Below are 22,466 nucleotides of genomic sequence, written 5' to 3'. Positions count from 1 at the left end.
AATATGCGCAAGCAATTATCGATTGCCATCCTGTTTTTCCTGTTTACCGTGTCGCAGATAGTGCGGGCAGGAGAACCGTTTTATCCGGTGAGCGCTATTCCTGATTCATTAAGGGCCAATGCGCACCTGGTAAAAAGGTTAGATGAGGCTACGTTGAAAATAAACGATCTTACAGATGCCCGTTATATTTCTCATTACGTGGTTACTGTGCTGGATGAGGCAGGGGCTGAACATATGAAAATGGGGATGTATTATAATAAGCTGTCAGAGATCCGCTCTATTAGTGGCGCCTTATATGATGCTGAAGGCAAGCAGTTGAAACGTTTGAAACAAAGCGATATCCGCGATATAAGTGCGGTAGGGGATGGCAGCCTGATGTCTGATACCCGTGCGAAGCTTCACCAGTTCTACTATAACGTATACCCCTATACGGTGGAATATACCATTGAGCTGCGTCTCAATACAATATACGGGATACCTGGTTTGCAGGCGCAGCCGAGTATTTACACGGCTGTTGAAAAAAGCAGGCTGACGGTTATTTACCCGGAGAACTATGAATTGCGTTACCGCAGTTATCTCTATGAGGGTAAACCAGTCGTCGCCACGGAGAAAGGCAACAAAACAATCACATGGGAAGTCAACCAGTTGCCTGCCAGGAAATATGAAATTTACCCGGTTGAATTGTACCAGCGTACTCCGTGCGTTTTTCTGGCTCCAACGGATTTTGAGTTGGGGAGCTATAAGGGTAAAATGACCACCTGGAAAGATTTCGGAAACTTTGCATACCAGCTTAATGCAGGCCGGGATGTGTTGCCGGACAATATCAAAGCCAAAGTACATGAACTGGTTGATGGTATCAGCAGCCGCCAGGAAAAGATCAGGGTACTGTATAAATTTCTTCAGAAAAATAATCGTTATATCAGTATCCAGTTAGGCATAGGCGGATGGCAAACCTTTGATGCGGCATCTGTGGCTGCTAATGGCTATGGCGATTGTAAGGCCTTGTCTAATTATATGATGGCGTTACTGAAAGAAGCGGGGATTAAATCAAATTGTGTACTGGTAAAAGCAGGAGACGATGAGCATACCCTGCGCGAAGATTTCCCGTCTTCCCAGTTTAACCACGAGATACTCTGTGTACCCGGTGAGAAAGATACTACCTGGCTGGAATGTACCAGTAACACCGCCCCCGCCGGATACCTAGGCTCCTTTACCGACAACCGGCCGGTACTCCTGGTAGATGCAACCGACAGCAAATTAATACGTACCCCTGCTTACGGAATGGATTGCAATGAACAGATCCGCCATGTGGATGCCGTTATTGATGCTACAGGTAACATCGATATTAAAGCAACAACCGTTTACAGTGGTCTTCAGCAGGATGATTTACGTGACATGTTGCATTCACTGAGCCCGGAAAAACAACTGGAGGAACTGCGTAAAGGATTGGATCTTTCCAGTTATGATATCAATAATTATCACTGTACAGAGCTGGAAACACCTATTCCTTCCATTGAAGAGAAATTAGGCATCAAAGGAAATAACTATGCAACGGTAACGGGTAAACGAATGTTCCTGGTTCCCAATATCCTCACACGCGATGGGGTGAAGCTGGAACCTGACACCACCCGCAAATCGGATATCCAGTTTGATTTTGCTTACCGGGATGTGGATAGCGTGACGATCACTTTACCCGCGGGATATAAACCGGAATCGCTCCCGGCGCCGGTATCTGTAACCGCTAAATTCGGCAGTTATAATGCTGCGGTTTCTATCAAAGGGAATACGCTGAACTATATACGAAAAGTGGAAAGAAAGGCGGGGATTTTCCCGGCGGCAGACTACCCCGAGCTGGTGAAGTTCTATGCCACTATGCTAAAATCAGACAGAAGCCGGCTGGTGCTGGTAAAAGAATAAAAAAAGGGAAGGCCATTCAGCCTTCCCTTTTTGCTTATAGGATTTTATTTTTCGCGAACACTTACAGAAATGTGCCGGTCTCTTTTCTTTTCTTCTTCAGAAGCATCAGCTGCTGCCTTTGCAAACTGTGAACCATAGCCTTCTGCGCCGAGTAACTGTGCCGGATTGGTGTTACTTTTCTTTAATGCCGCAACTACAGATTCCGCACGTTCTTTAGACAGCCGCAGGTTACTGGTGCTGTCGCCCGTGCGGTCAGTATAACCACCAATCTTTATTTTGGCTTTAGGGAACGCTTTCATAATAGCGGCAATATTGCCTACCTGTTTCATACTTTCTTCCGTTAGTTCAGCCTTGCCGGTTTTGAAGTTGAGGTTATCGAAGTCAAACCATACATCTTTGCCGGCCGGACGGCTGTTGTCCTTCAGGAACACCACCAGCTGATCTTCTATACCCCCTTTATAGGCATCCAATACAACGCCATCGGGAAGGGTAACCTTAATGCTTTCACGGGTAATCACCGGACCGCCTTCTGTAACCGCCATGGTAGCCGAATCTGCAATCTGGCTGGTGGTAACGCTGTCCGTAACAGGAACGCCGTCGTGTTTATTGGCGCCGCAACCGCGCATCAGGTACCACAACAGGATGATGGCAATGAGAATGAGCAGCAGTGACCATATCCAGCGGCTGCTGCCGGGTTTTGCATCCGGTTTGATATTTACAGCGCCGCCGGTGGTAGTAGCGGTGTCCATATGCAGCAGGCTGCCGAGCTTTTTACCGAGGTCGCCGATATTCGCCAAACCAAGTACGCCGGCAATGTTCAGTCCTCCGGGTATAGCGCCAAGTATTTTATCTTTTTGTGAGTCCAGCAGGGAAAGAAAGGAATTGGGAGATAGATTGTTTTGGGCGGCGTATTGTCCTACTGTACCAAGCGTAGCAGGGGTAGCGGATTGCAGCAGGGTACTGGCAGACGATTCCTTGATACCGGCATAGGAAGATAACATACCGATAATGGAATTCACTTTATCGCCGAACAGGCTGCGTAACAAATCGGCGCCTTTGCTGAGCAGGCCCCCGGCACCACCCTGCAGCGCACCCGTAATGGCGGAAGGGTTGGCATCACCCGCTGCTCCTTTCACGAGGTCGAGCAAACCGCCGGCGCTTCCGGAGGACCCCGCCTTATTGAGAAGGCCGGTTAAAACAACCGGTATGATACCGCTGATGGCTTTCTGAATGCCGCCTTCACTTTCTCCGAGTTGTGAGGAGGCCTGACTAACGACATTGCTGTTGAAAATACTTTTAGCGCTTTCCAGTAAATCGAAAGACATAATTGTAGGGTTTAGTGATGAAGAATGTGGTGACCAGTTTTTTAGGCTGAATCATCCGGCCGTAAGCAGGAATGTACAGTTTGTGTTTCAAGGACTTTTATAACAACGGAGGCCGCCGTGTTGTTTGATTACCTCAATAATAAACATCCGGATATAAGTTCTAACATCTAAATGATTGTCCGCAAGATGTTGATTTATAACAAGATGTATATTTCCCGGTAATTCCGGCGAGGTATAATTAAACAAAGCTGCAGAAGAGGTAAAGCCAGGAGCTGGCCAAAGGATAGGAATAAAGGAAAGGTTGTTCCTTTGAGCGCTCAAAGGAACAACCCCCTATATCAATTGACAGTAACCCGCTGTTGATTTCTGAATACTACCAGCGGTACTTTTTTATCTGTATAGAAAGTGCTTGCTTTTAGCAGGTCATCCACGTTATTCACACTTCGTTCTCCAAGCTGTAAAATCACATCGCCTGTTTTTACGGCATATTTAAAACTTCCGGGTACGGCCACCAGGAACACGCCTTTATTATCAGGTAAGCCAGCAGCCGAGCGTTCGCCCAGTGTTTCTATGTTCTTCACCTGCGCGCCCAGCCAATTGCTGATGGTGGATGAAGCATCAGTGGCTGCTTTTAGTACCGGCAGCGGTGCTTTTTTAGCCAGCACTTTTAAGTTAGCCGATACCACGCCAAACTGGTTCATTGGGAAATTTTTGAACCCGGCTTTCAACGCCGGTGATCCTGGTTTTACCCGGTAGTCGCCCGTTGCAGGGGACACAAACAAGGGGTCACCTGTCTGTGAATGTTTATCCGTAGGAGTATTGATGGCCGCTGCATCCGGGAATACGTTAAAGTCGATGATATCTCCCCAATACCTGATGCCAATCGGTTTATAACTGCTGCCTACAATATTATAGCGGAAAATATCGTGGCTGTTTTCAAACCACACATGCGGATGAAAAGAGTTGTTGAGAATCACATTATTTTCTACAGTACGGAAAAATCCTTCCCTTAGTTTAAGCCCGCCGTTTAAGCAAACATTATTATAAATGTGATAATTGGAAGAGCCATCGTCCAGGTCAATATCCCAGCCGTGATCACAACGGAAGCGGTTGTTGCGGAGTATATTTGTTTTCACAGCATCCTGTTTCACCAGCCATGGATGCAATGCAGCCATGCTGTCCATCACCTGCCGGTCGGGATACCACCAGCGGTCGCGGCCCCAGGAGTTGAACGCCCCGTGGTCGCCGGTTTCCAGCACAGTATTGAATACATCATTGTATTCGATGAGGTGCCCGCCCCAGGTACCTTCACTAACGTTAATGCCTGCACGCGGCACATCGTATATGGTATTATGTGAAACAGTGATGTCCATTGCCATAGAGATCTGCACGCCGGCGCTTTGTTTTTCTATGCGGCCGGTACGGTAAATAAGATTATCGTATGCCAGGCAGGAATCGGGATAGTTGAGGCTTTGCGGACCTGCTGCTGTATCCATGCCGGCAAATACGGGGGATTGCTGGTATTCAAATAAGGGCGCTCTTACGGCATCGGGGTTGCCCGTAAAACAGATACCGCTGCCACCGGCATCATGGATGTTACAATGACTGATATCAGCATGGCGGTTGTAGTTGCTGACAAATACAGCATTACCCCCGTTATAGTCAAATTCACAGCCGGTGATAACGCAGTTTTCCGTGCCGTCCAACAACACCGCTCCACCCCTGTATATGGCCCAGTCGCTCCGCAGCAGCGGTTCCCGTGTATCCATAAACGTGGCATTGGTATGCGCAAAACGTATATTCTTAAACGTGATATCTTTAACCGGATGCGCTGCATCTCCTTTCAGAACGACGATTTCAGAGAACCTGGAAACCACTACGTCAGCCGTTTTCAGGTTAATGTCCGCTGCCGGTTTATAGTAAAGCGTTTTAGTGGCTTTATCATAGAACCACTCTTTTCCCGCGTCCAGTTCTTCAAAAATATTTTCTACAAAGCGGTGCTGTTCATGCATACCCATCTGGCGATTGTTCTGGTAGCCGCCTTCCAGTTGGAGCGTACCATCTGTGTTCACGCCGGTGATGCGGTAATGATAACCACCCCATTCTGAGCGGTGGAGGGCGTGTACATAGCCGCCTTCGGGATGTTGCCAGGTCTTTATCCTGGCAGGACTCAACGCATCTGCAGCGGTACCGTTATAATGTTTTGCGCTGCTGTCGTAGTTGGGATAACGTGCCCGGATCTGTTGTTTATTGTTAATATAAAGGTGGCTGAACTCAAAAGGAATGTCCACGGAGGCTTTGTATATGCCATTCTTCCAGGGTGTCCATTGCAACTGCAATGGCTTTCCTCCACTGAAAGTTACCGTGCCTGGTTTTCCGGCCGGCCGGAACGTAATGTTACCATTATAACAGCCCGCGGTTATCAGCAGGGTGCTATCCAGGAAATAGGTACCGGGCTGGAATTGTATTTCAATACTTCTTCCGGGTTGCTGCTGCTGGTAAGTATGCGCCAACCCCATGGCGGTCTTTAAACTCATAGGCGGTTTGCCATCCTTTGCAGAGGGATGGGCAGATACCAGCAGTGGTATGGCCGGCTTCTTTTGCGCCAGCAGCACAGGGGAGAACAGGAATAACGGTACTGCACATACGATACAGGCAAATATATTTTTCATAACATCAGAGGTAAACCATAAATATACCCGGAATAAACGGGCGGTTATAATGAAAAATTAGCAGTTACTAGGCTAATTTTCTGCTAAAAATGCAGTAATCCTTTCCCTTATATGTCATAATTTCCGGAGTTGCAACATTGGATCATGGTTTGTTGTTACCAGAAGACGTTTGATAACATCAAAAAAGGAGAAAAAACAACAGATATGAACTTGAATAATTTCACTATAAAATCGCAGGAAATACTGCAACAGGCCCAGCAACTGGCCTTTAATAATCAGAATCAGTCGATTGAAACCGGGCACCTGCTCAAAGCTTTGTTAAATGATGAAGATAGCCCGATTGAATACTTATTGAAAAAGAATGATGTAAACACCTCATTTGTAAACAATAAGCTAAATGAGCAGATCAATAAATACCCCCGCATGGTAGGAGGTGAAGGCGGCCAGTCGCTCAGTCGCGACGCCAATAACGTGATCCTCCGTGCAGGAGCGGCCATAAAAGAATTTAAAGATGAATTTGTAAGCGTGGAGCACCTGCTCCTGGGCATCCTCGGCGGTAACGATGATACGGCCAAATTACTGAAAGATGCCGGTCTTACTGAAAAAGGTCTCAAAGCCGCTATCCGGGAACTCCGTAAAGGAGATACCGTTAATTCCCAAAGCGGTGGAACCCAGTATAACACGCTTCAGAAATACGCCAAGAACCTGAATGAAATGGCCCGGGAAGGAAAGCTCGACCCGGTGATCGGCCGTGATGAGGAGATCCGCAGAACCCTGCATATCCTCTCCCGCAGGTCTAAAAACAACCCCATCCTGGTAGGTGAACCAGGTGTCGGTAAAACCGCTATCGTAGAAGGATTGGGCCACCGGATCATTAATGGTGACGTGCCCGAAAACCTGAAATCAAAGATCATCTATGCCCTCGACATGGGCGCTTTGATGGCAGGCGCTAAATACCGTGGTGAGTTTGAAGAAAGATTGAAAGGCGTGGTAAAGGAAGTAGCCGAAAGTAACGGGGAAATCATCCTCTTTATAGATGAAATCCACACACTGATAGGCGCAGGCGCTATGGAAGGCGCAATGGATGCGGCCAACATCCTGAAACCGGCCCTGGCAAGAGGGGAACTCCGGGCCATTGGTGCTACCACCCTGAACGAATACCAGAAATATTTTGAGAAAGATAAAGCCCTGGAACGCCGCTTCCAGAAGGTGTTGGTAGATGAACCTTCCGTGGAAGATGCCATCTCCATTTTGCGTGGACTGAAAGAGAAATACGAAAGTCACCACCACGTACTCATCAAAGACGAAGCAATTATTGCTGCGGTAGAATTATCGCAGCGCTATATAACAGACCGCTTTTTACCGGACAAGGCTATTGACCTGATCGATGAAAGCGCGGCTAAACTGAGGCTGGAAATGAATTCCATGCCGGAAGAACTGGATGAACTGGAAAGAAGGATCCGTCAGCTGGAAATTGAAAGAGAAGCGATTAAGAGAGAAAACGACGAAGATAAATTGCGTGAGCTGGGTGAAGAAATAGCACGGCTTGGAGAAGAAAGGAATACATTCAAAGCAAAATGGCAGGCAGAGAAGGAAGTGGTTGACCAGATCCAGAGTGCCAAATCAGCGATTGAAAACCTGCGGCTGGAAGCAGAACAGGCAGAGCGTAACGGCGATTTCGGCCGGGTGGCAGAAATCCGCTATGGTAAAATAAAGGAACAGGAAAAACTGGTAACAGATCTTACAGAAGAACTAAATAAAATATCTGCTAATCATAAACGTCTTCTTAAAGAAGAAGTAGACGCGGAAGATATCGCGGAAAACGTGGCAAAGGCAACGGGTATCCCGGTATCAAAAATGATGCAGAGTGAAAAGGATAAATTACTGCACCTGGAAGAAGAACTGCATCAGCGTGTAGTAGGACAGGACGAAGCTATCATCGCGGTGTCTGATGCTATCCGCCGCAGCCGCGCAGGATTGCAGGATCCGCGCAGACCTATTGGTTCATTCATCTTCCTTGGTACTACCGGTGTTGGTAAAACAGAACTGGCCAAAGCATTGGCGGAGTACCTGTTTGACGATGAAAACATGATGACCCGGATAGACATGAGTGAATACCAGGAAAAACACTCCGTAAGCCGCCTGGTAGGAGCGCCTCCGGGATATGTGGGATATGATGAAGGTGGCCAGCTGACAGAAGCGGTACGCCGTAAACCATACTCCGTGATACTGCTCGATGAAATTGAGAAAGCACACCCGGATACCTTTAACATTTTGTTACAGGTATTGGACGATGGCCGGTTAACGGATAACAAGGGCCGCGTGGTGAATTTCAAGAATACCATTATCATCATGACCAGTAACATGGGTAGCCATATTATCCAGGAAAATTTTGAAAATATTGATGATACCAACCGCGAAGAAATAGTAGATAAAACGAAAGATGAAGTGATGACATTGCTGAAACAAACCATCCGTCCGGAGTTCCTGAACAGGGTAGATGAGGTGATTATGTTCCAGCCGTTACTGAGAAGTGAAATTAAGGGAATAATTAACATTCAGTTACAGCAACTGAAGGATATGGTAGCAAAGAATGGCATGATATTGGACTTTTCAGACTATGCGCTTGAGTATCTTTCTGTACAGGGTTACGACCCGCAGTTTGGAGCAAGACCGCTGAAACGCCTCATCCAGAAGGAAATCATTAACCTGTTAAGTAAGAAGATACTGGCAGGAGATATTGATAAATCCAAACCAGTGTTGATTGACGTGTTTGATGGCGTAGTAGTAATCAGGAACAAGTAATTCTAAATACGACGATACATAGTTAACGATAAGCCCCGCGATTCTTCGCGGGGCTTTTTTATGTGTGGCCAGCTTTCGTTAAATTTGAGTAAATCAAAAAGTAACTGTATGCCGGGAGAAAGAGAAAGAAGATTTATGCAGCATGCCATTGCCTTGTCGCGTAAAGGAATGGACAATGGCGACGGCGGTCCTTTTGGTGCGATAGTGGTGCGGGGAGATGAGATTGTAGGAGAGGGCTGGAACCAGGTGCTGGCAAACACAGACCCTACTGCCCATGCAGAAGTGGTAGCGATCCGCGAAGCATGTAAGAAGCTGGGCACTTTCCAGTTGCACGACTGTGAAATATATACTTCCTGTGAACCCTGCCCGATGTGCCTGGGCGCTATTTACTGGGCGAGGCCACAACGTGTTTACTACGCCAATACAAAGGAAGATGCTGCTGCCATTGATTTTGATGATTCATTTATTTACCGGGAAATAGAGAAGGATCATGCGGATAAAAAAATTCCGCTGATTGCTTTACCTGATCAGGAGGCGCTGAATGTTTTCCGGAGATGGAAAGAAAAGGGGGATAAAAAGTTGTATTAGCAGCTAAATGTGGCGGAGGAAAAAATACTTCCCCCCGCTAATGTTTTACAGAGAAATGGTATGCCCAGAACAATGCAAGCAGTAAAAAAAGGATGCATAGAATAATAACGGCCAGGGATATATAATTTTCTGATTTTCTCCTGGTCCTGTAGCGTTTGTGTATTTTTTTAAGAAGACTCCATCTCATCTGGATAATCCATCCGGGAATCTTCTCCTTATCTTTTATAGCCGCCAGCCCTTCCAATGCATCGCTGCAAAGCTCACAGTCAGACAGGTGCATTTCTACTTCATGTTGTTCTTCCGCAGACAGCTTACCCTGAACATAGTCAAGCAGCTGCTGTTGCGTAGGACAGCTTGTAGTTACAAAGATATCGTTGAAATGCTCGTTCATATCACTATTGATGCAAATTAACTTTTGTTTGCGCGTTGTTGTTTTTCCAATAAAAGTTTCAGGTTCCTCTTTCCATTCTGGATATAGCTTTTAACCTGAAGGAGGCTATACCCGGTTTGATCAGCAATTTCCTGGTAGGTTTTCTTTTGCAGGTAAAACAATTCAACACAGATTTTTTGTTCATGGTTTAGCTGGCTCATAGCCTGCCCCATATTTTCCAGCAAGATATCCTTTTCCTGGTACACCTGCTTATCTTCGGGATCAGCGGCAATACCGCCCATATGTTTGTCGGAGATTTCTTCCTTGTATTTCATATGTTTCTGCCGCAGTTGCATCAGGCAGTAGTTTTTGGTTACCTGGTAAATCCAGGCCCGGAAATACTGGATTTCATGCCTGTTGATGTCGGATAACATCTTGAGAAAGATTTGCTGCACGGCGTCGCGTGCATCTTCTTCGTTCTTCAGGTATTTCATGCACATACCCAATAAAAGCAGGGCATATCGGTCAAACAGCACACCTATCCAATCACTGTTATTATCAGCTTTGAACCGTTGCAGTAGCTCCTGGTCTGTTAGTTGTTGTATATCTGGATTATTCACAGGCTAATAAATGGAATGCTGCATCTAAGATGCAGCATTTGCAAAAATCCATAATTATTTTGATATTTTATTTTTTACATACCATCCAATGCCTGTTGGGCAGCGGCTTTCATGGAACCATCCATCCTGATCACTTCTTTAAACATGCGGCGGGCCTTGCCAGCCTGTCCTTTGCTGCGGTAGCAGATAGCGAGTTGGTAGCGGGCCATTTCCACGTATTTGCCTGAGCTCACGGACTCTATTCTTTTGTACCTGTTGATGGCTTCATTAAGGTTTCCCTGTTGCTGGTATACCATGGCTGCTTTGTACAGGTATTCATCGCTGTTAACAGCTGTGGAGGGTGTTTCTTTTTTTGGAGGGTCCGGTGGTGGCGCCTGTTCTTTCTGTTTTTCTTTGGGCGCCGCAGGTTTTTGTTCCGGTCTTTGTTCCGGTTTCTTTTCTTCTGCTTTGGCGGTTACTTTATCGGCGGTTTCCTTTTTAAGGGAGTCTGCCTGTTTTTGCAATAGTGTATGTTTTTTGATGCTGTCTGCCGCGGTTTTCTTTTGCAGCGCTTTTAAAGCGGCTGCTTTTTTCAGCGCGGCGGAGTCAACCAGGGCTGCCGCTGGTTTTGCTGATGTTTGAATGGCAGGCGTAGCAGCAGGGGCCGGCGTGGTTGTTCCGGGATTATTTTCTGCAGCTGTTACCAGGGGAACGCCGGTAGCCACCTCTTCACGCACAGAGTCTTTCTGCGGCAGTGACGACGCCATGATACGCACCGGTGGCTGATTACGCATATGTCCGCGTAACACATACACACTGCCCACACCAAGGCCGATGAAGGCAATGATCCAGAAATAAGCCAGCATGTGTTCCTTATTCTTTTCCTTACGGGTGTATTGCGCTACTTTTTGTACGTGCGAAACAGGCTGTATGCTGTTTTGTACATAGCGTTGCAGCTTATTGGTGAGGTCCTGGTATCTTTCGGTATTCTCTTCCTGCTCCAGTGCGGTTAATGCATCATAGCAGAGATCGCAATCGGTGAGGTGTTGTTCTACCAGGTGCCGTTCCACATCGGTCAGCCTGCCTTCCATATAACGGGGCAGCTGGTCCCTGCTGAGGCACCGGATGGCAGAAAAGATCTTCAGTACTTTCTCATTATTCGGTTTGTTACTTAGCATATCCCTGATTCATAAATAACTTGGCAAGTTTCGCTTTGGCGGCTTTGAGTTGCGATCTTAACTTCTCTCTTGGAAGTCCGGTAGCAGCTGTAAGGTCGGCAAAGGATTTATTTTCAAGATAGAATTGCGTGATCAGTGCATTGTCATCTGCACTCAGCCGTTGAAGCGCCTGTTCCAGCCGCACAATGAGATCCTGTCGGTCGATGATATGGGTAGCGGCTTTGTCTACCGTATTTTCGATATGCAGCAGGTCTCTTCCGTCGCGGGATGGATAGAAGGGGGTGTTCTTTTCAGGCTTCCCGAGGTATCCTTTTTGTATATGCAGGATCCATTCGTTGGCTTTATAGATGGTTTGTGTTTTAAGACTGGCATTTAATCTTTGCAGAAGGGCCGGGAAAACAATGTTGGGGTCGAGATTCGGTTGGCTACTCAAATGAGGAATGGTAACAGCCACCAGTAAATGACTGTACCTGTCTATCAATACGCTTTCCGCCTCCCGGTCAAGCTGTTTCCTGGCGCGGGATATTAACTCCTTGTCCGATAAATTGGTTAACTGTTGTTGCATAAACTTATTACTTTATATTTACGTACAAAAGCGGAAAAAGTTCATTTAGCGCATAAGATTATTGAATAGTAAAAGGGATTTATACAATTAATATGCCATACGCCATTGTCATTGTGCCAGTTGCGCCATTAAGGAGTGCTACCTCACATAAAAGCGAAATGATTTCCCAGCTATTATGGGGAGCAGCGGTGGAGATCACCGAAACGGCTCCCGACGGCTGGGTGAAAGTTATAAACCAGTACGACGGTTATACCGGCTGGGCCACAGCGGCCCACCTGGAAACGATAGATGAATCGCTGTACCTGGCTCCGGCGAAATACTATTTCCCGGCCTGGGTAAACCGGGTTACCATGAATAACCGGCCCATGCTGGTACCTTTTGGCTGCCTTGTAAAGAGCGATAGCGATATTTCCACGCAGTGGGGAACTATTGCTGTAAAATTTGAGGATAAACCGCTTCCGCTTACCCATCACAGCCCCGTTGATATTACTGCCTTAAAAAGCGCCGCAGAGCAGTTTTTGAACACCGCTTACCTCTGGGGAGGTTCCAGTGTTTTTGGTGTGGACTGCTCCGGTTTTACGCAGCAGGTGTTCAAGCTGTCCGGTATTCCACTTTTGAGGGATGCTTATCAGCAGGCTACCCAGGGACACATTGTTGGTTTTTTACAGGAAGCGCGCCTGGGGGATCTCGCCTTTTTTGACAATAACGAGGGGAGGATTACGCATGTTGGTATTTTGCTGAACGATCATGAAATTATCCATTCTTCCGGAAAGGTACGGATTGATCCGATAGATAACGAAGGAATTATAAACGCAGATACGGGGTTGCGTACGCATCACCTGCGGATCATAAAGAGATACTTTTAAGAGCGCGGATTTTGTCTTGGCTCAGGATTACGCTGATTTTACTGATTAGCTGGACTTTTACTTTTGGATTTTTTCTGATTTTTAGATTTTTTTTATAATAATTAAGGGAGACAAAAGCGAATATCCGCTTCTATCTCCCTTAATCCTTTATAAAATCCAAAAGAATAAATCCAGCTAATCAGTAAAATCAGCGTAATCCTGAGCCAAGACAAAATCCGCTAGCTCTGTCTGAAGATCTTCTTATAATCTTCAAAGCTTTGGAGAATGATCTGTTTTGCTTTCTCTTTATTCTGGAATTCTTCCACCACAACGGTTTTCTTTTCCAGCTTTTTATATTCTTCGAAGAAATGGCGCATTTCGTCGATGAAGTGAGGCGGCAGTTCGGTAATATCGTTGATATAGTTTACGCTCATATCGTTGGCTGCTACCGCGATGATTTTGTCATCTGCTTCGCCGCCGTCTATCATTTGCATGACACCGATTATTTTGGCATCGATGATACACATGGGAACACATTCGATCTGGGAGATAACCAGGATATCCAGCGGATCATGGTCATCGCAGTAAGACTGTGGAATAAAACCGTAGTTGGCAGGATAGTATACAGAAGAATATAAAACCCGGTCCAGTTTCAGCAAACCGCTTTCTTTATCCAGTTCATATTTAGCTCGGCATCCCTTTGGAATCTCTATAATTGCATTTACAACATTAGGCACTTCAGAGCCGGGACTCACACTGTGCCAGGGATTTGTCATCATAATAATCTACTTTACTTTAAGGTTTATTGTTCAATATTGGATTAATGTTGAAAAGTGAATAAAGTATTCACCTCACTTTTCATGGAGATATGGTCAGGTTTCCGGTAAGTAAAAACAGGAATAAGCCACACATCTGATCATTAATGCGTGGCAAAATTAAGGGAACTAGCCGTTAATAGCTAAAAATTATCCTTTCCTTTTATGTAAAATATAAAAGAGCGGATAATTATTTAGTTTCCCGGCGCCGTTAAACCGTTAACAGGTGCGCTGTCTGCGGGTAACGCGGTAGAGTCGAAGGCTGCATTACCACCGGTTTGCGGTGTGTAATTGGGAATGATGCTGTCGAACGTCAGGGAAATTTTCCATTGGCCGTTTTCTTTCACCATCTGCAAAACTTCTTTCTGATGAGCGGAGGAATTCAGTATTGTAACAGCCGCTTTATCGCCGTTTTCTTCGATATTAACTACCTCGATGCGGGCGTTTTTAATTTTTTCTCTTTCAGCGCCACTGCGGCGGCCGTCAAAGATGGCATAGATCTGTAATACCTGTTGGGATTCTTTTGTGGCATAATCCCTTGCCTGGTCGTAGTTCGAATCCTGAATCGCATGCATAAACGCCAGCGCCACCTCTTCAGGGGAAGCCCTTTTCTTACAACTGCCTAACAGCAAGGTTGTAATCAATGCCAGTGTCATGATTCGAAAAAAATTGGTCATGCGGTCGATAAATTATAATATATCACAACAAAAATAGGGGTAAACTTCAATACTGCAAAGTCATCGGCTATAGCTCAGCACATTCACAGGCTTCCGGACTGAATGTCTCCCTTGGATAAAAACAGGTGAACTTACGGCAATCGCCGTTAATAAAGAGTTAAATATTTAGATAATTGTTATTTTGATAGCTGATTGCTTGTCTGGTGGCGGTTGTGCCATCCAAACAAATAACCAGCTATCAGATAACAGGATATCAACTGTCTTATTTTTCCTTATTGGCTTCGTAAGCCTTGATGATGGCTTTAACAAGCCGGTGTCTTACCACATCTTCCTCATCAAGTTCCACATGACCGATACCATCGATGTTACGAAGGATGCGGGTAGCCCTTTCCAGACCGGATTGCTGATTTTTGGGTAAATCTATCTGTGTAAGGTCACCGGTGATGATGGCCTGTGCAGATGCACCGATACGGGTTAGAAACATTTTGATCTGCAGGTCGGTGGCATTTTGCGCTTCATCCAGGATAATAAAGGAGTTATCCAGGGTACGTCCACGCATATACGCCAACGGTGCAATTTCAATAACGCGGTTGGTCATGTAGTAACTCAGCTTTTCCGCAGGGATCATATCATCCAACGCATCGTACAATGGCCGCAGATATGGATCAATCTTTTCTTTCAGATCTCCCGGCAGGAAACCGAGGCTTTCCCCTGCTTCTACCGCAGGGCGGGTTAGAATGATCTTTTTAACCGCTTTGTTTTTGAGAGCACGAACCGCCAAAGCAACGGCAGTATAGGTTTTACCGGTACCGGCAGGACCTATCGCGAAAATGATGTCGTTCTTTTCCGCCAGCGCTACCATCTTTTTCTGGTTGGCGGTACGGGCCCTTACGGTTCTGCCGTTGGGCCCAAATACCAGTACTTCGTTGGGATTGCGCTCGCTGAAATTGTCGATTTTAGTGCCTTCCTCATCTCCAAGAATCTGTTCAAAATAGTTCTCTGTCAGGTTACCGTTCCGCTCCAGGTATTTAACGATCTGACCGATTTTTTCCTCCGCTGTAGCCACTTCTTCCGGTGCCCCACTCAATTTTAACTGGGTGCCCCTGGACAGGATCTTAAGCAATGGGAATTTCTTTTTCAGCAGATCAAGCTTTCCGTTGTTAATGCCGAAAAACTCAATGGGATTAATACTGTCTAAATTGATAATGGATTCAGTCAATGATTCTAAGGTTTAATTGTCCAGGAAATGATCGGTATTTTTCAATCCGAATATATTTAAATCTAGTATAACCTGGAGAACGCAATTGTTAAGCTATCACTAAATTCTGTACCCGTTCTGTTTGAAGCCTTCTACTTTAGCGGCGATATCTTTATTTCCCAAAGCCAGGATACGTGCAGCCAGTATAGCCGCATTACGCGCACCCGCTTTTCCAACCGCCAATGTACCTACCGGTAATCCCGCAGGCATCTGTACAATTGAATACAAGGCATCGATTCCGCCCGGTAAACCACCATCTAAAGGAACTCCAAGAACAGGCAGCGAAGTGTAAGCTGATACAACTCCCGGTAAGGCTGCTGCCATGCCCGCTGCGGCAATAATTACGCCAAAACCCTTTTCCTGAGCGGTTATACACAATTCTCTTACTTTATCAGGATTGCGGTGAGCAGAAGCCACTATCATCTCATTTTCAATTCCAAAATACTGTAAATGCTTCTGTGATTCTTCCATTACAGGCTTGTCACTCTCGGAACCCATGATAATCAAAACTTTCATCTGATAATATTTTAAAAATAATAATGTAATAAGATACCCCAAAGATATTGATCGTTTAACAATTTCGGAAAACTCAAAATCCACAACAGGTGGATAAATGATTGAACCAATCCACTCTTTCCCTTGTTAATTCTGCGTTTATAGGGAATTGACCGATATCTAACAATTTATTACTTTTACCTGTCCAATAGTGTTTTTTATTATATAATGCCTACTTTAGGCGTTTCCTGACACAACGATTTTAGATTCTGCTATCATATGAATGTAGTTATGCTGCAACAGCATTACAGCCACTTACAGCATCTTGAAACCGCTATTAATGCCTTTGCACTCTCTGTCACCATAGATGCGGCAGGTACGGTGACTGCGGTTAATACGCAGGTGATAGCGGCATTGCAGCCATCAGAAGGCCCCCTTACCGGCCGCCCTTTTACCGCCCTCTTCCGGCCTGATAACCCGGAACACTGGCAGGATCTCTGGATTACCCTGATGAAAGGGGAACCGGTACAGGAACAGCTCTGCTTTCTTATCAATCCCGAAAATAAACCACTGTGGCTGGAAGCCGGCATTACCCCGTTTTTCAGTGAAGCCGGCGCCCTTACGCATTGTATGCTCATCGGCATCGATATCACAGAACGGAAACTCACCGAAATAAAACGCGCCCGTAATGAAGTGTACTATGGCCAGGTGCTGGAAAATCTTCCACTCGGACTGCAACAGTTCTCGCCCGATGGTGATAGTATGGACATGAACACCCGCCAGCGGCAGATCTGGGGCAAACACCACGCCTTCTTTACCCAACCGGATTATAAATGGCTGAAAGACCCTTTCTACCGGCTTAATGGTCTCGCCGTTATGTTCGAGGAAGCCCGCAAAACAGGGAAAACGATCAAACGGGAAATCCTCCTCAGCTACCGCGAGAAACACCACGAAAACATCACCAGGCTTTATCCCGTATATTTCGAAGCGACCATATTCCCCCTCACAGACCAGCAAAGGAATATGGATAATATCTTCCTGATACTGGATGATATCACCGAGAAAAAATTATCGGAACTCAGCCTCCAGAAAAGCGAACGACTCCTCGACAACATCATCGAAAACCTGCCCATCGGTTATATCCAGTTTGATAATTTTGGCTTTATCCGCCGGATCAATCAAACACAACGCTTCTTCTTTAATTCGCCGCATCCCATGAGCCGCCAGCCTTTCAACGTGATGAACGATGAACTGGCCACCATGTTTGAACTGGACAAACTGTTTGTACAGGCGCTGGAACAGAATAAATCACTCCGCGTGGAAAAGCGGATCGACTTCTCCCAGGACAAGCGATGGACGACCGTAGGCCGGGAAGTATACCTCGACCTGACCGTGTTCCCGGTGATTGAACCGGTGGACAAGGAAATGATTGTGGTAGCGCTGGTAAATGATATCACCGACAAAAAACTGCAGGAGCTGGAGATTAAGAAGAACCAGGAATTCCTGCAGCAAACAGGTACCATCGGTAAGATAGGCGGATGGGAACTGGATGTAGACAGCGGCCAGGTGCGGTGGACGGACCAGTCGTATCACATCCACGACTGCCCCGTAGATACCCCCGTCGATCTTGAAAAAGCATTGGGCTATTACACACCAGAGGCCCGTGAAAGCCTCGAAGCGCTGATGGAGCAATGTATGGAAACAGGCAGGCCGTTCGATGCCCAGCTCACCATCATTTCTTCCAAACAACAGGTAAAAAGGGTCCGGTCTATTGGACAACCCGGTTATGTAAACAGCCGGCTGGTACGCATGTACGGGGTAGTGCAGGATATCACCGAACAACTGGAAATCAGGGACGCACTCACCCGGAACACAGAGCTGATGCGTCTTTTCTTTGATACCATCGATATGGGATATGCCGCTATGGAGAAATCAGGGAACCTCAACTTTCTGAACCGGAAGGCCGAGAAAATGATTGGTCACCCGGTGGCCATGGGCAGCAATATCTTCAAGGAATTTCCGCGCTTAAGCGGCACCGTGTTTTATGCACGGCTGCAGGAATGCATCCAGCAGCAGGCATCACAGTCGTTCGGCATCTACTTCCCGGGGGCAGACAAATGGTACGATTTCCTGCTTACCCCGATGCAGGACGGCGGGATCTCCGTGTTTATGCGCGATATCACCGACAGCCGGAAATTGCAGAAAGAGCTGCGGAAGGCCAACGAGCAGTTATCTAACCTGAACAAGAACCTGCTGAACCAGAACAAGCAGCTGGAAGATTTTGCCCACATCACTTCCCATAACCTCCGGGCGCCTATTGCCAACCTGAAGGCGCTGATGCAAATGCACAATGAAGCTGCCGCCCAGCAGGAAAAGGATCTTTACCTGGGTATGGTACACGAGGTGATAAAGAAGATTGATGAAACACTGAACGACCTGGTGGAGGTAGTGCAGATCCGGAAAGATGTGAATGTGGAAAAAGAAAAACTGTCGTTTGCCGAAAGATTACAGAAGGTAAAAGATATATTGCTGGTAGATATAGAAACCAGCAATATCCAGATCACCTACGATTTTGAGGAGGAGCCGGTGATTGAATATCCCCGGGTGTACCTCGACAGTATCCTGCTGAATTTTATTACCAACGCTATCCGCTACCGTTCTTCAGAACGTACGCCTGCACTGCATCTGCGGAGCTGGAAAGAAAATGATAACATCATTCTGAGCGTGGAAGACAACGGCGTGGGTATAGATATGGAGCGGTTTGGCAACAAGCTTTTTGGCTTCCGCAAAACCTTTCATAAAAATAAAGATGCGAAAGGAATTGGCTTATTTATCACGAAAACGCAGGTAGAAGCGATGGGTGGTAATATAAGAGCAGAAAGTCATCCCGGAGAGGGAACCAAATTTATTATTACTTTTAGATCAGAATAAACCCCCTTTATGAGTTTAATCAATACGATTTTTATTGTAGATGATGACCCGATTCACCAGCAGATTGCCAAAATCATGATCGAACGTCAGGCTATCAGCAGTAATATCCGTGTATTTTCCGACGCACAGGATGTATTGGACCTTCTCCGGGAAAATGCAGGAGAAGCACAGGCCTTGCCGGATCTTATACTGCTGGATCTCAATATGCCTGTGATGGATGGCTGGGAGTTCCTGGAAGAATATGCCGTTTTCCAGGCGGAGTTGCCGAAGCAAATCAGGATCTTTGTACTGACTTCCTCCATTGATGAAAAGGACAGGGAGCGTGTGAATGCTTACAATTTTGTAACAGGATATCTCACCAAGCCACTATCAAAGGAAATTATTTCACACTTGTCTTGAGCGTGTGAATGGTTTTTTCAGGATCGGCAGAGGAGAAGATGGCACTGCCTGCCACTAATACATTTGCGCCCGCCTGGATGAGTTGTCCGGCGTTATCTGTGCCTATACCGCCATCTACTTCAATGAGCGCATGTGCGTGATTGTCGGTGATCAGTTGTCTCAGTTGTCTTATTTTCTGGTAAGTTTGTTCAATGAATGTTTGTCCGCCGAAGCCTGGATTCACGCTCATGATCAGCACTACATCAATATCCCGGATCACATTTTCGAGCAACCCTACCGGTGTGTGCGGATTCAGTGCCACGCCAGCTTTCATGCCCAGTCCTTTGATCTGCTGGATATTCCGGTGCAGGTGGATACAGGCTTCGAAGTGTACGGTGAGTATGTCGGCGCCGGCTTTTTTGAAGTCGGCTGCGTATTTCTCCGGTTCTTCGATCATCAGGTGAACATCACAGGGTTTCTGCGCTTTCTTTTTGATCTGTGCAATCACGGGCAAGCCATAGCTGATATTAGGTACAAACCGACCGTCCATTACATCGAGATGGAACCAGTCGGCTTCGCTGCGGTTCACCATATCCACTTCTTTTCCCAGCTCCAGGAAATTTGCTGCCAGTAAAGATGGCGCCACTAAAACAGGATGTTTTTCCAAGTGCTCTATTTTTGAATGATGTAAATTTAAGTAATTACGGGTTCAATCTTCTCAGGGCTTCCTTTGCTTCGCTGAAATCTTTTTTAAAGGAAGTAGCTTTGGTATAGTCTTCTATAGCCAGTGCTTTGTTGCCCAGTTGTTCCTGTGCCATAGCCCTGTAGTAATAGGCCCATGCGTCTGTTGGCGCTGATTTGGCGGCCAGGTTGTAATAGGTGTACGCCGTTTTCCAGTCCTTTTTATTGCTGTAAATTTTCCCCAGTGCCAGGTAGGCTGGTTCAAAGCCGGGATCTGTTACAATGCATTTCCGGTACGCGCCGAGCGCGGCGGGAAGGTCGCCCAGTTCTTCCTGGAATTGAGCGGCTTCAAATAAAGGATATGCGTTGGTAGTATCCAGTTGCCATGCCTGCTGGTAATAGTTAAGAGCGGCAGTGGCTTTGCGGCTGCGGAGCAGGTCGCCCAGTTCCATGACGGCCTCAAATTCAGGCTGTTTCCCGGCGGCATGAATGGCGGAGGTAAGGTGACGGATAGCCGAGGTGGTGTCCAGTTTATCTTCTGCCATGCGGGCTTTCAGGTAGAATGCTTTATCGCGGGCATCTGTCGTTTGTGCGAGCACGTTAGCGATACTGTCTGCCTGGGCATATTGTTTATTTTCTATCAGTGCAGTGGCCAGGCGGTATTCCAGGTACGTATAGCCGGGAGCGGTAGCCAGCGCCTGCTGAAAATTTGCGGCTGCCTTTTTATAATCATTCACGATCAGGGCGGCTTCGCCTGCCCCTGCCCAGTAGTCGGTATTTTCCGGCATCAGGGAGGCGGCTTTTTCAAAATCGGCCTGCGCCAGTGCAGGGTTGGTATTAAACAACAGCAGTGCACGGCGATAATACAAATCGGGATGGTCAGGAAACTGTGAAATAGAATCCGTTACCGGCCGGATGATATCGCTGTACAGCACGGAGTCCGGGCGGCTGGCTGTATTTAGCTGCCGGGTGCCGGCATTATTACATGCCTGCGCACCCATTAATAACAGGAGGATAGGTAAATACTTCATACTGGCGCCAAAACTACAGAATCATTATTGCATTAACCAGTTTTTGAAAGCAGGATAATCGGCAGCCAGCAGGGTAGCTTGTTTTTCTTTACCATATAAAGACATCACCTTCGCGGGGGTATATATCTCCTCCCGGATAGATTTAGGAGCGGTGTCTTCAAATTTCACCGGGTGGGCTGTTTCCAGGAAAACGCCTGTCAGCTCCGGGGAATGTTCCAGGTAACGTTGCAGTCCCATAAAGCCTACTGCCCCATGAGGGTCCAGCATATAATGGTTTTCTTTCCATACCTGTTCCATGGTGCGGGCGGTATCTTTATCATTAAAGCTGTAGGCGGTGAGTTTTTCAGCAAGGGAAGGGAGGCTGTTGCCGAATAGTTCCAGGATACGTACAAAGTTGCTGGGATCTGCCACATCCATAGCGTTAGACATGGTAGGCGATGCTTTGCCTGGTTCATATTTACCACTGTCCATAAAGCGGGGCACAGTGTCATTGATATTCGTGGCGGCTACAAAATGTGATACCGGCAATCCCATGGCAGCGGCCATCATGCCTGCGCAGATATTGCCGAAATTGCCGCTGGGTACGGAGAACACGAGCCTGGGATGTGCTGCCTTCATTTGTTTGTATGCCAGGAAATAATAGAACATCTGGGGCAGCCAGCGGGCTACGTTGATGGAGTTGGCGCTGGTAAGCGGCCGGCGTGCCTGCAGTTCCTGGTCCAGGAAAGCAGTTTTTACCAGCTGCTGGCAGTCGTCGAAAGTACCTTCTATTTCCAGCGCATGAATATTATTGCCAAGGGTGGTGAGCTGTTTTTCCTGCAATACACTCACCTTTTTGGAAGGGTAGAGGATCACTACTTCCACGCCCGGTACATTATAGAAACCACTGGCCACGGCGCCGCCGGTATCGCCGGAAGTGGCTACCAGCACGGTTACAGGGGTGGTACTGTTGCGGCGGAAGTAGCCGAGGCAGCCGGCCATAAAGCGGGCGCCCACATCTTTAAATGCAAGGGTAGGGCCGTGGAACAGTTCCAGGGCGTAGGTATGACCGGTCACTTTCTGCACCGGGAAAGGAAAATGTAGTGTATCGGTTACTATCTTTTTTAAAGCCTCTTCGGGTATTTCATTGCCAACAAACGGGCGGATAACTTGTAGTCCGATCTCGTGGTCCGTATAATTATGCAGGTTATTGATGAAGTCTTTATCCAGTGCTGGTATCTGTTCCGGAAAATAGAGTCCCCTGTCTGGCGCCAATCCCTGTACTACTGCTGTTTCGAAATTTACCTGGTGCTGCTTGTTCTGTAAGCTGAAATACTGCATGAATAAAACGTTGTTA

Annotated in this window: 19 protein-coding genes; 6 read left to right on the top strand and 13 right to left on the bottom strand. The window is 46.8% G+C overall.

Features of this window, described 5'->3' with window-relative positions:
• The first annotated feature begins 3 nt into the window (after positions 1-3).
• The gene (locus ACLHR0_RS26845) at positions 4-1,917 is read left to right on the top strand and encodes a DUF3857 domain-containing protein (protein WP_436490797.1); all 1,914 of its coding nucleotides are present in this window, start codon (positions 4-6) and stop codon (positions 1,915-1,917) included.
• Positions 1,918-1,961: 44 nt separating this feature from the next.
• Here ACLHR0_RS26845 and ACLHR0_RS26840 read toward each other — a convergent pair whose 3' ends face one another.
• Positions 1,962-3,242 (bottom strand): DUF937 domain-containing protein, encoded by a 1,281-nt coding sequence (locus ACLHR0_RS26840; RefSeq protein ID WP_436490795.1) that lies wholly within the window; start codon positions 3,240-3,242, stop codon positions 1,962-1,964.
• Between the two features lie 338 nt (positions 3,243-3,580).
• Positions 3,581-5,914, bottom strand: a complete 2,334-nt coding sequence (locus ACLHR0_RS26835) for a right-handed parallel beta-helix repeat-containing protein (protein WP_436490793.1) — start codon at positions 5,912-5,914, stop codon at positions 3,581-3,583.
• Positions 5,915-6,118: 204 nt separating this feature from the next.
• Between ACLHR0_RS26835 and clpB the strand changes: the two genes are divergently transcribed.
• Both clpB and ACLHR0_RS26825 read left to right on the top strand, forming a co-directional pair.
• A complete protein-coding gene (gene clpB, locus ACLHR0_RS26830) occupies positions 6,119-8,719 on the top strand; it encodes an ATP-dependent chaperone ClpB (RefSeq protein ID WP_436490791.1) in 2,601 nt (866 codons plus the stop codon).
• Between the two features lie 108 nt (positions 8,720-8,827).
• A complete protein-coding gene (locus ACLHR0_RS26825) occupies positions 8,828-9,307 on the top strand; it encodes a nucleoside deaminase (protein WP_370911311.1) in 480 nt (159 codons plus the stop codon).
• 37 nt (positions 9,308-9,344) lie between these two features.
• Here the strand turns inward: ACLHR0_RS26825 and ACLHR0_RS26820 are convergent, their stop codons facing one another.
• From ACLHR0_RS26820 to ACLHR0_RS26805, 4 genes are all read right to left on the bottom strand, one after another.
• Positions 9,345-9,698, bottom strand: coding sequence for an anti-sigma factor family protein (locus ACLHR0_RS26820; protein ID WP_370911312.1), 354 nt, complete (start codon positions 9,696-9,698; stop codon positions 9,345-9,347).
• Positions 9,699-9,715: 17 nt separating this feature from the next.
• Positions 9,716-10,297 (bottom strand): RNA polymerase sigma factor, encoded by a 582-nt coding sequence (locus ACLHR0_RS26815; protein ID WP_436490789.1) that lies wholly within the window; start codon positions 10,295-10,297, stop codon positions 9,716-9,718.
• A gap of 74 nt (positions 10,298-10,371) precedes the next feature.
• Positions 10,372-11,454 carry a tetratricopeptide repeat protein gene (locus tag ACLHR0_RS26810; RefSeq protein WP_436490787.1) on the bottom strand — a complete coding sequence of 361 codons (1,083 nt, stop codon included), beginning with the start codon at positions 11,452-11,454 and terminating at the stop codon, positions 10,372-10,374.
• Complete coding sequence (locus tag ACLHR0_RS26805; protein ID WP_429046627.1) at positions 11,444-12,019, bottom strand: hypothetical protein; 576 nt, start codon at positions 12,017-12,019, stop codon at positions 11,444-11,446. The genes ACLHR0_RS26810 and ACLHR0_RS26805 overlap by 11 nt, the downstream gene beginning before the upstream one ends.
• Before the next feature lie 92 nt (positions 12,020-12,111).
• Here ACLHR0_RS26805 and ACLHR0_RS26800 point away from each other — a divergent pair, with 92 nt between their 5' ends.
• Positions 12,112-12,885 (top strand): C40 family peptidase, encoded by a 774-nt coding sequence (locus tag ACLHR0_RS26800; protein WP_436490785.1) that lies wholly within the window; start codon positions 12,112-12,114, stop codon positions 12,883-12,885.
• Between the two features lie 218 nt (positions 12,886-13,103).
• Here ACLHR0_RS26800 and ACLHR0_RS26795 read toward each other — a convergent pair whose 3' ends face one another.
• The 4 genes from ACLHR0_RS26795 to purE form a co-directional block, all read right to left on the bottom strand.
• Positions 13,104-13,643, bottom strand: coding sequence for an inorganic diphosphatase (locus ACLHR0_RS26795; RefSeq protein WP_370911317.1), 540 nt, complete (start codon positions 13,641-13,643; stop codon positions 13,104-13,106).
• 230 nt (positions 13,644-13,873) lie between these two features.
• Positions 13,874-14,356 (bottom strand): hypothetical protein, encoded by a 483-nt coding sequence (locus tag ACLHR0_RS26790; RefSeq protein WP_429046630.1) that lies wholly within the window; start codon positions 14,354-14,356, stop codon positions 13,874-13,876.
• Between the two features lie 262 nt (positions 14,357-14,618).
• Positions 14,619-15,575 carry a PhoH family protein gene (locus ACLHR0_RS26785; RefSeq protein ID WP_436490782.1) on the bottom strand — a complete coding sequence of 319 codons (957 nt, stop codon included), beginning with the start codon at positions 15,573-15,575 and terminating at the stop codon, positions 14,619-14,621.
• Between the two features lie 99 nt (positions 15,576-15,674).
• Positions 15,675-16,214 (bottom strand): 5-(carboxyamino)imidazole ribonucleotide mutase, encoded by a 540-nt coding sequence (gene purE, locus ACLHR0_RS26780; protein WP_370911320.1) that lies wholly within the window; start codon positions 16,212-16,214, stop codon positions 15,675-15,677.
• A gap of 174 nt (positions 16,215-16,388) precedes the next feature.
• Between purE and ACLHR0_RS26775 the strand changes: the two genes are divergently transcribed.
• Both ACLHR0_RS26775 and ACLHR0_RS26770 read left to right on the top strand, forming a co-directional pair.
• Positions 16,389-19,040 (top strand): PAS domain-containing sensor histidine kinase, encoded by a 2,652-nt coding sequence (locus tag ACLHR0_RS26775; RefSeq protein WP_436490780.1) that lies wholly within the window; start codon positions 16,389-16,391, stop codon positions 19,038-19,040.
• Positions 19,041-19,049: 9 nt separating this feature from the next.
• The gene (locus tag ACLHR0_RS26770; RefSeq protein WP_370911322.1) at positions 19,050-19,439 is read left to right on the top strand and encodes a response regulator; all 390 of its coding nucleotides are present in this window, start codon (positions 19,050-19,052) and stop codon (positions 19,437-19,439) included.
• On the opposite strand, the gene rpe is transcribed toward ACLHR0_RS26770, so the two are convergent.
• Genes rpe through thrC form a run of 3 tightly spaced genes read right to left on the bottom strand, consistent with a single transcriptional unit; the run spans position 19,420 to position 22,450 of the window.
• Complete coding sequence (gene rpe / locus ACLHR0_RS26765; protein ID WP_370911323.1) at positions 19,420-20,085, bottom strand: ribulose-phosphate 3-epimerase; 666 nt, start codon at positions 20,083-20,085, stop codon at positions 19,420-19,422. The two genes, ACLHR0_RS26770 and rpe, sit on opposite strands and share 20 nt — an antisense overlap.
• A 34-nt stretch (positions 20,086-20,119) precedes the next feature.
• Complete coding sequence (locus tag ACLHR0_RS26760) at positions 20,120-21,130, bottom strand: tetratricopeptide repeat protein (RefSeq protein WP_436490778.1); 1,011 nt, start codon at positions 21,128-21,130, stop codon at positions 20,120-20,122.
• A gap of 24 nt (positions 21,131-21,154) precedes the next feature.
• Positions 21,155-22,450 (bottom strand): threonine synthase, encoded by a 1,296-nt coding sequence (thrC, locus tag ACLHR0_RS26755; RefSeq protein ID WP_370911325.1) that lies wholly within the window; start codon positions 22,448-22,450, stop codon positions 21,155-21,157.
• Between the last annotated feature and the right edge of the window lie 16 nt (positions 22,451-22,466).

It is taken from the genome of Chitinophaga sp. ARDCPP14, assembly GCF_051362515.1.
In the GTDB taxonomy this organism is placed as follows: Bacteria; Bacteroidota; Bacteroidia; order Chitinophagales; family Chitinophagaceae; genus Chitinophaga.
This window is presented reverse-complemented; position numbering and strand designations above follow the sequence as displayed.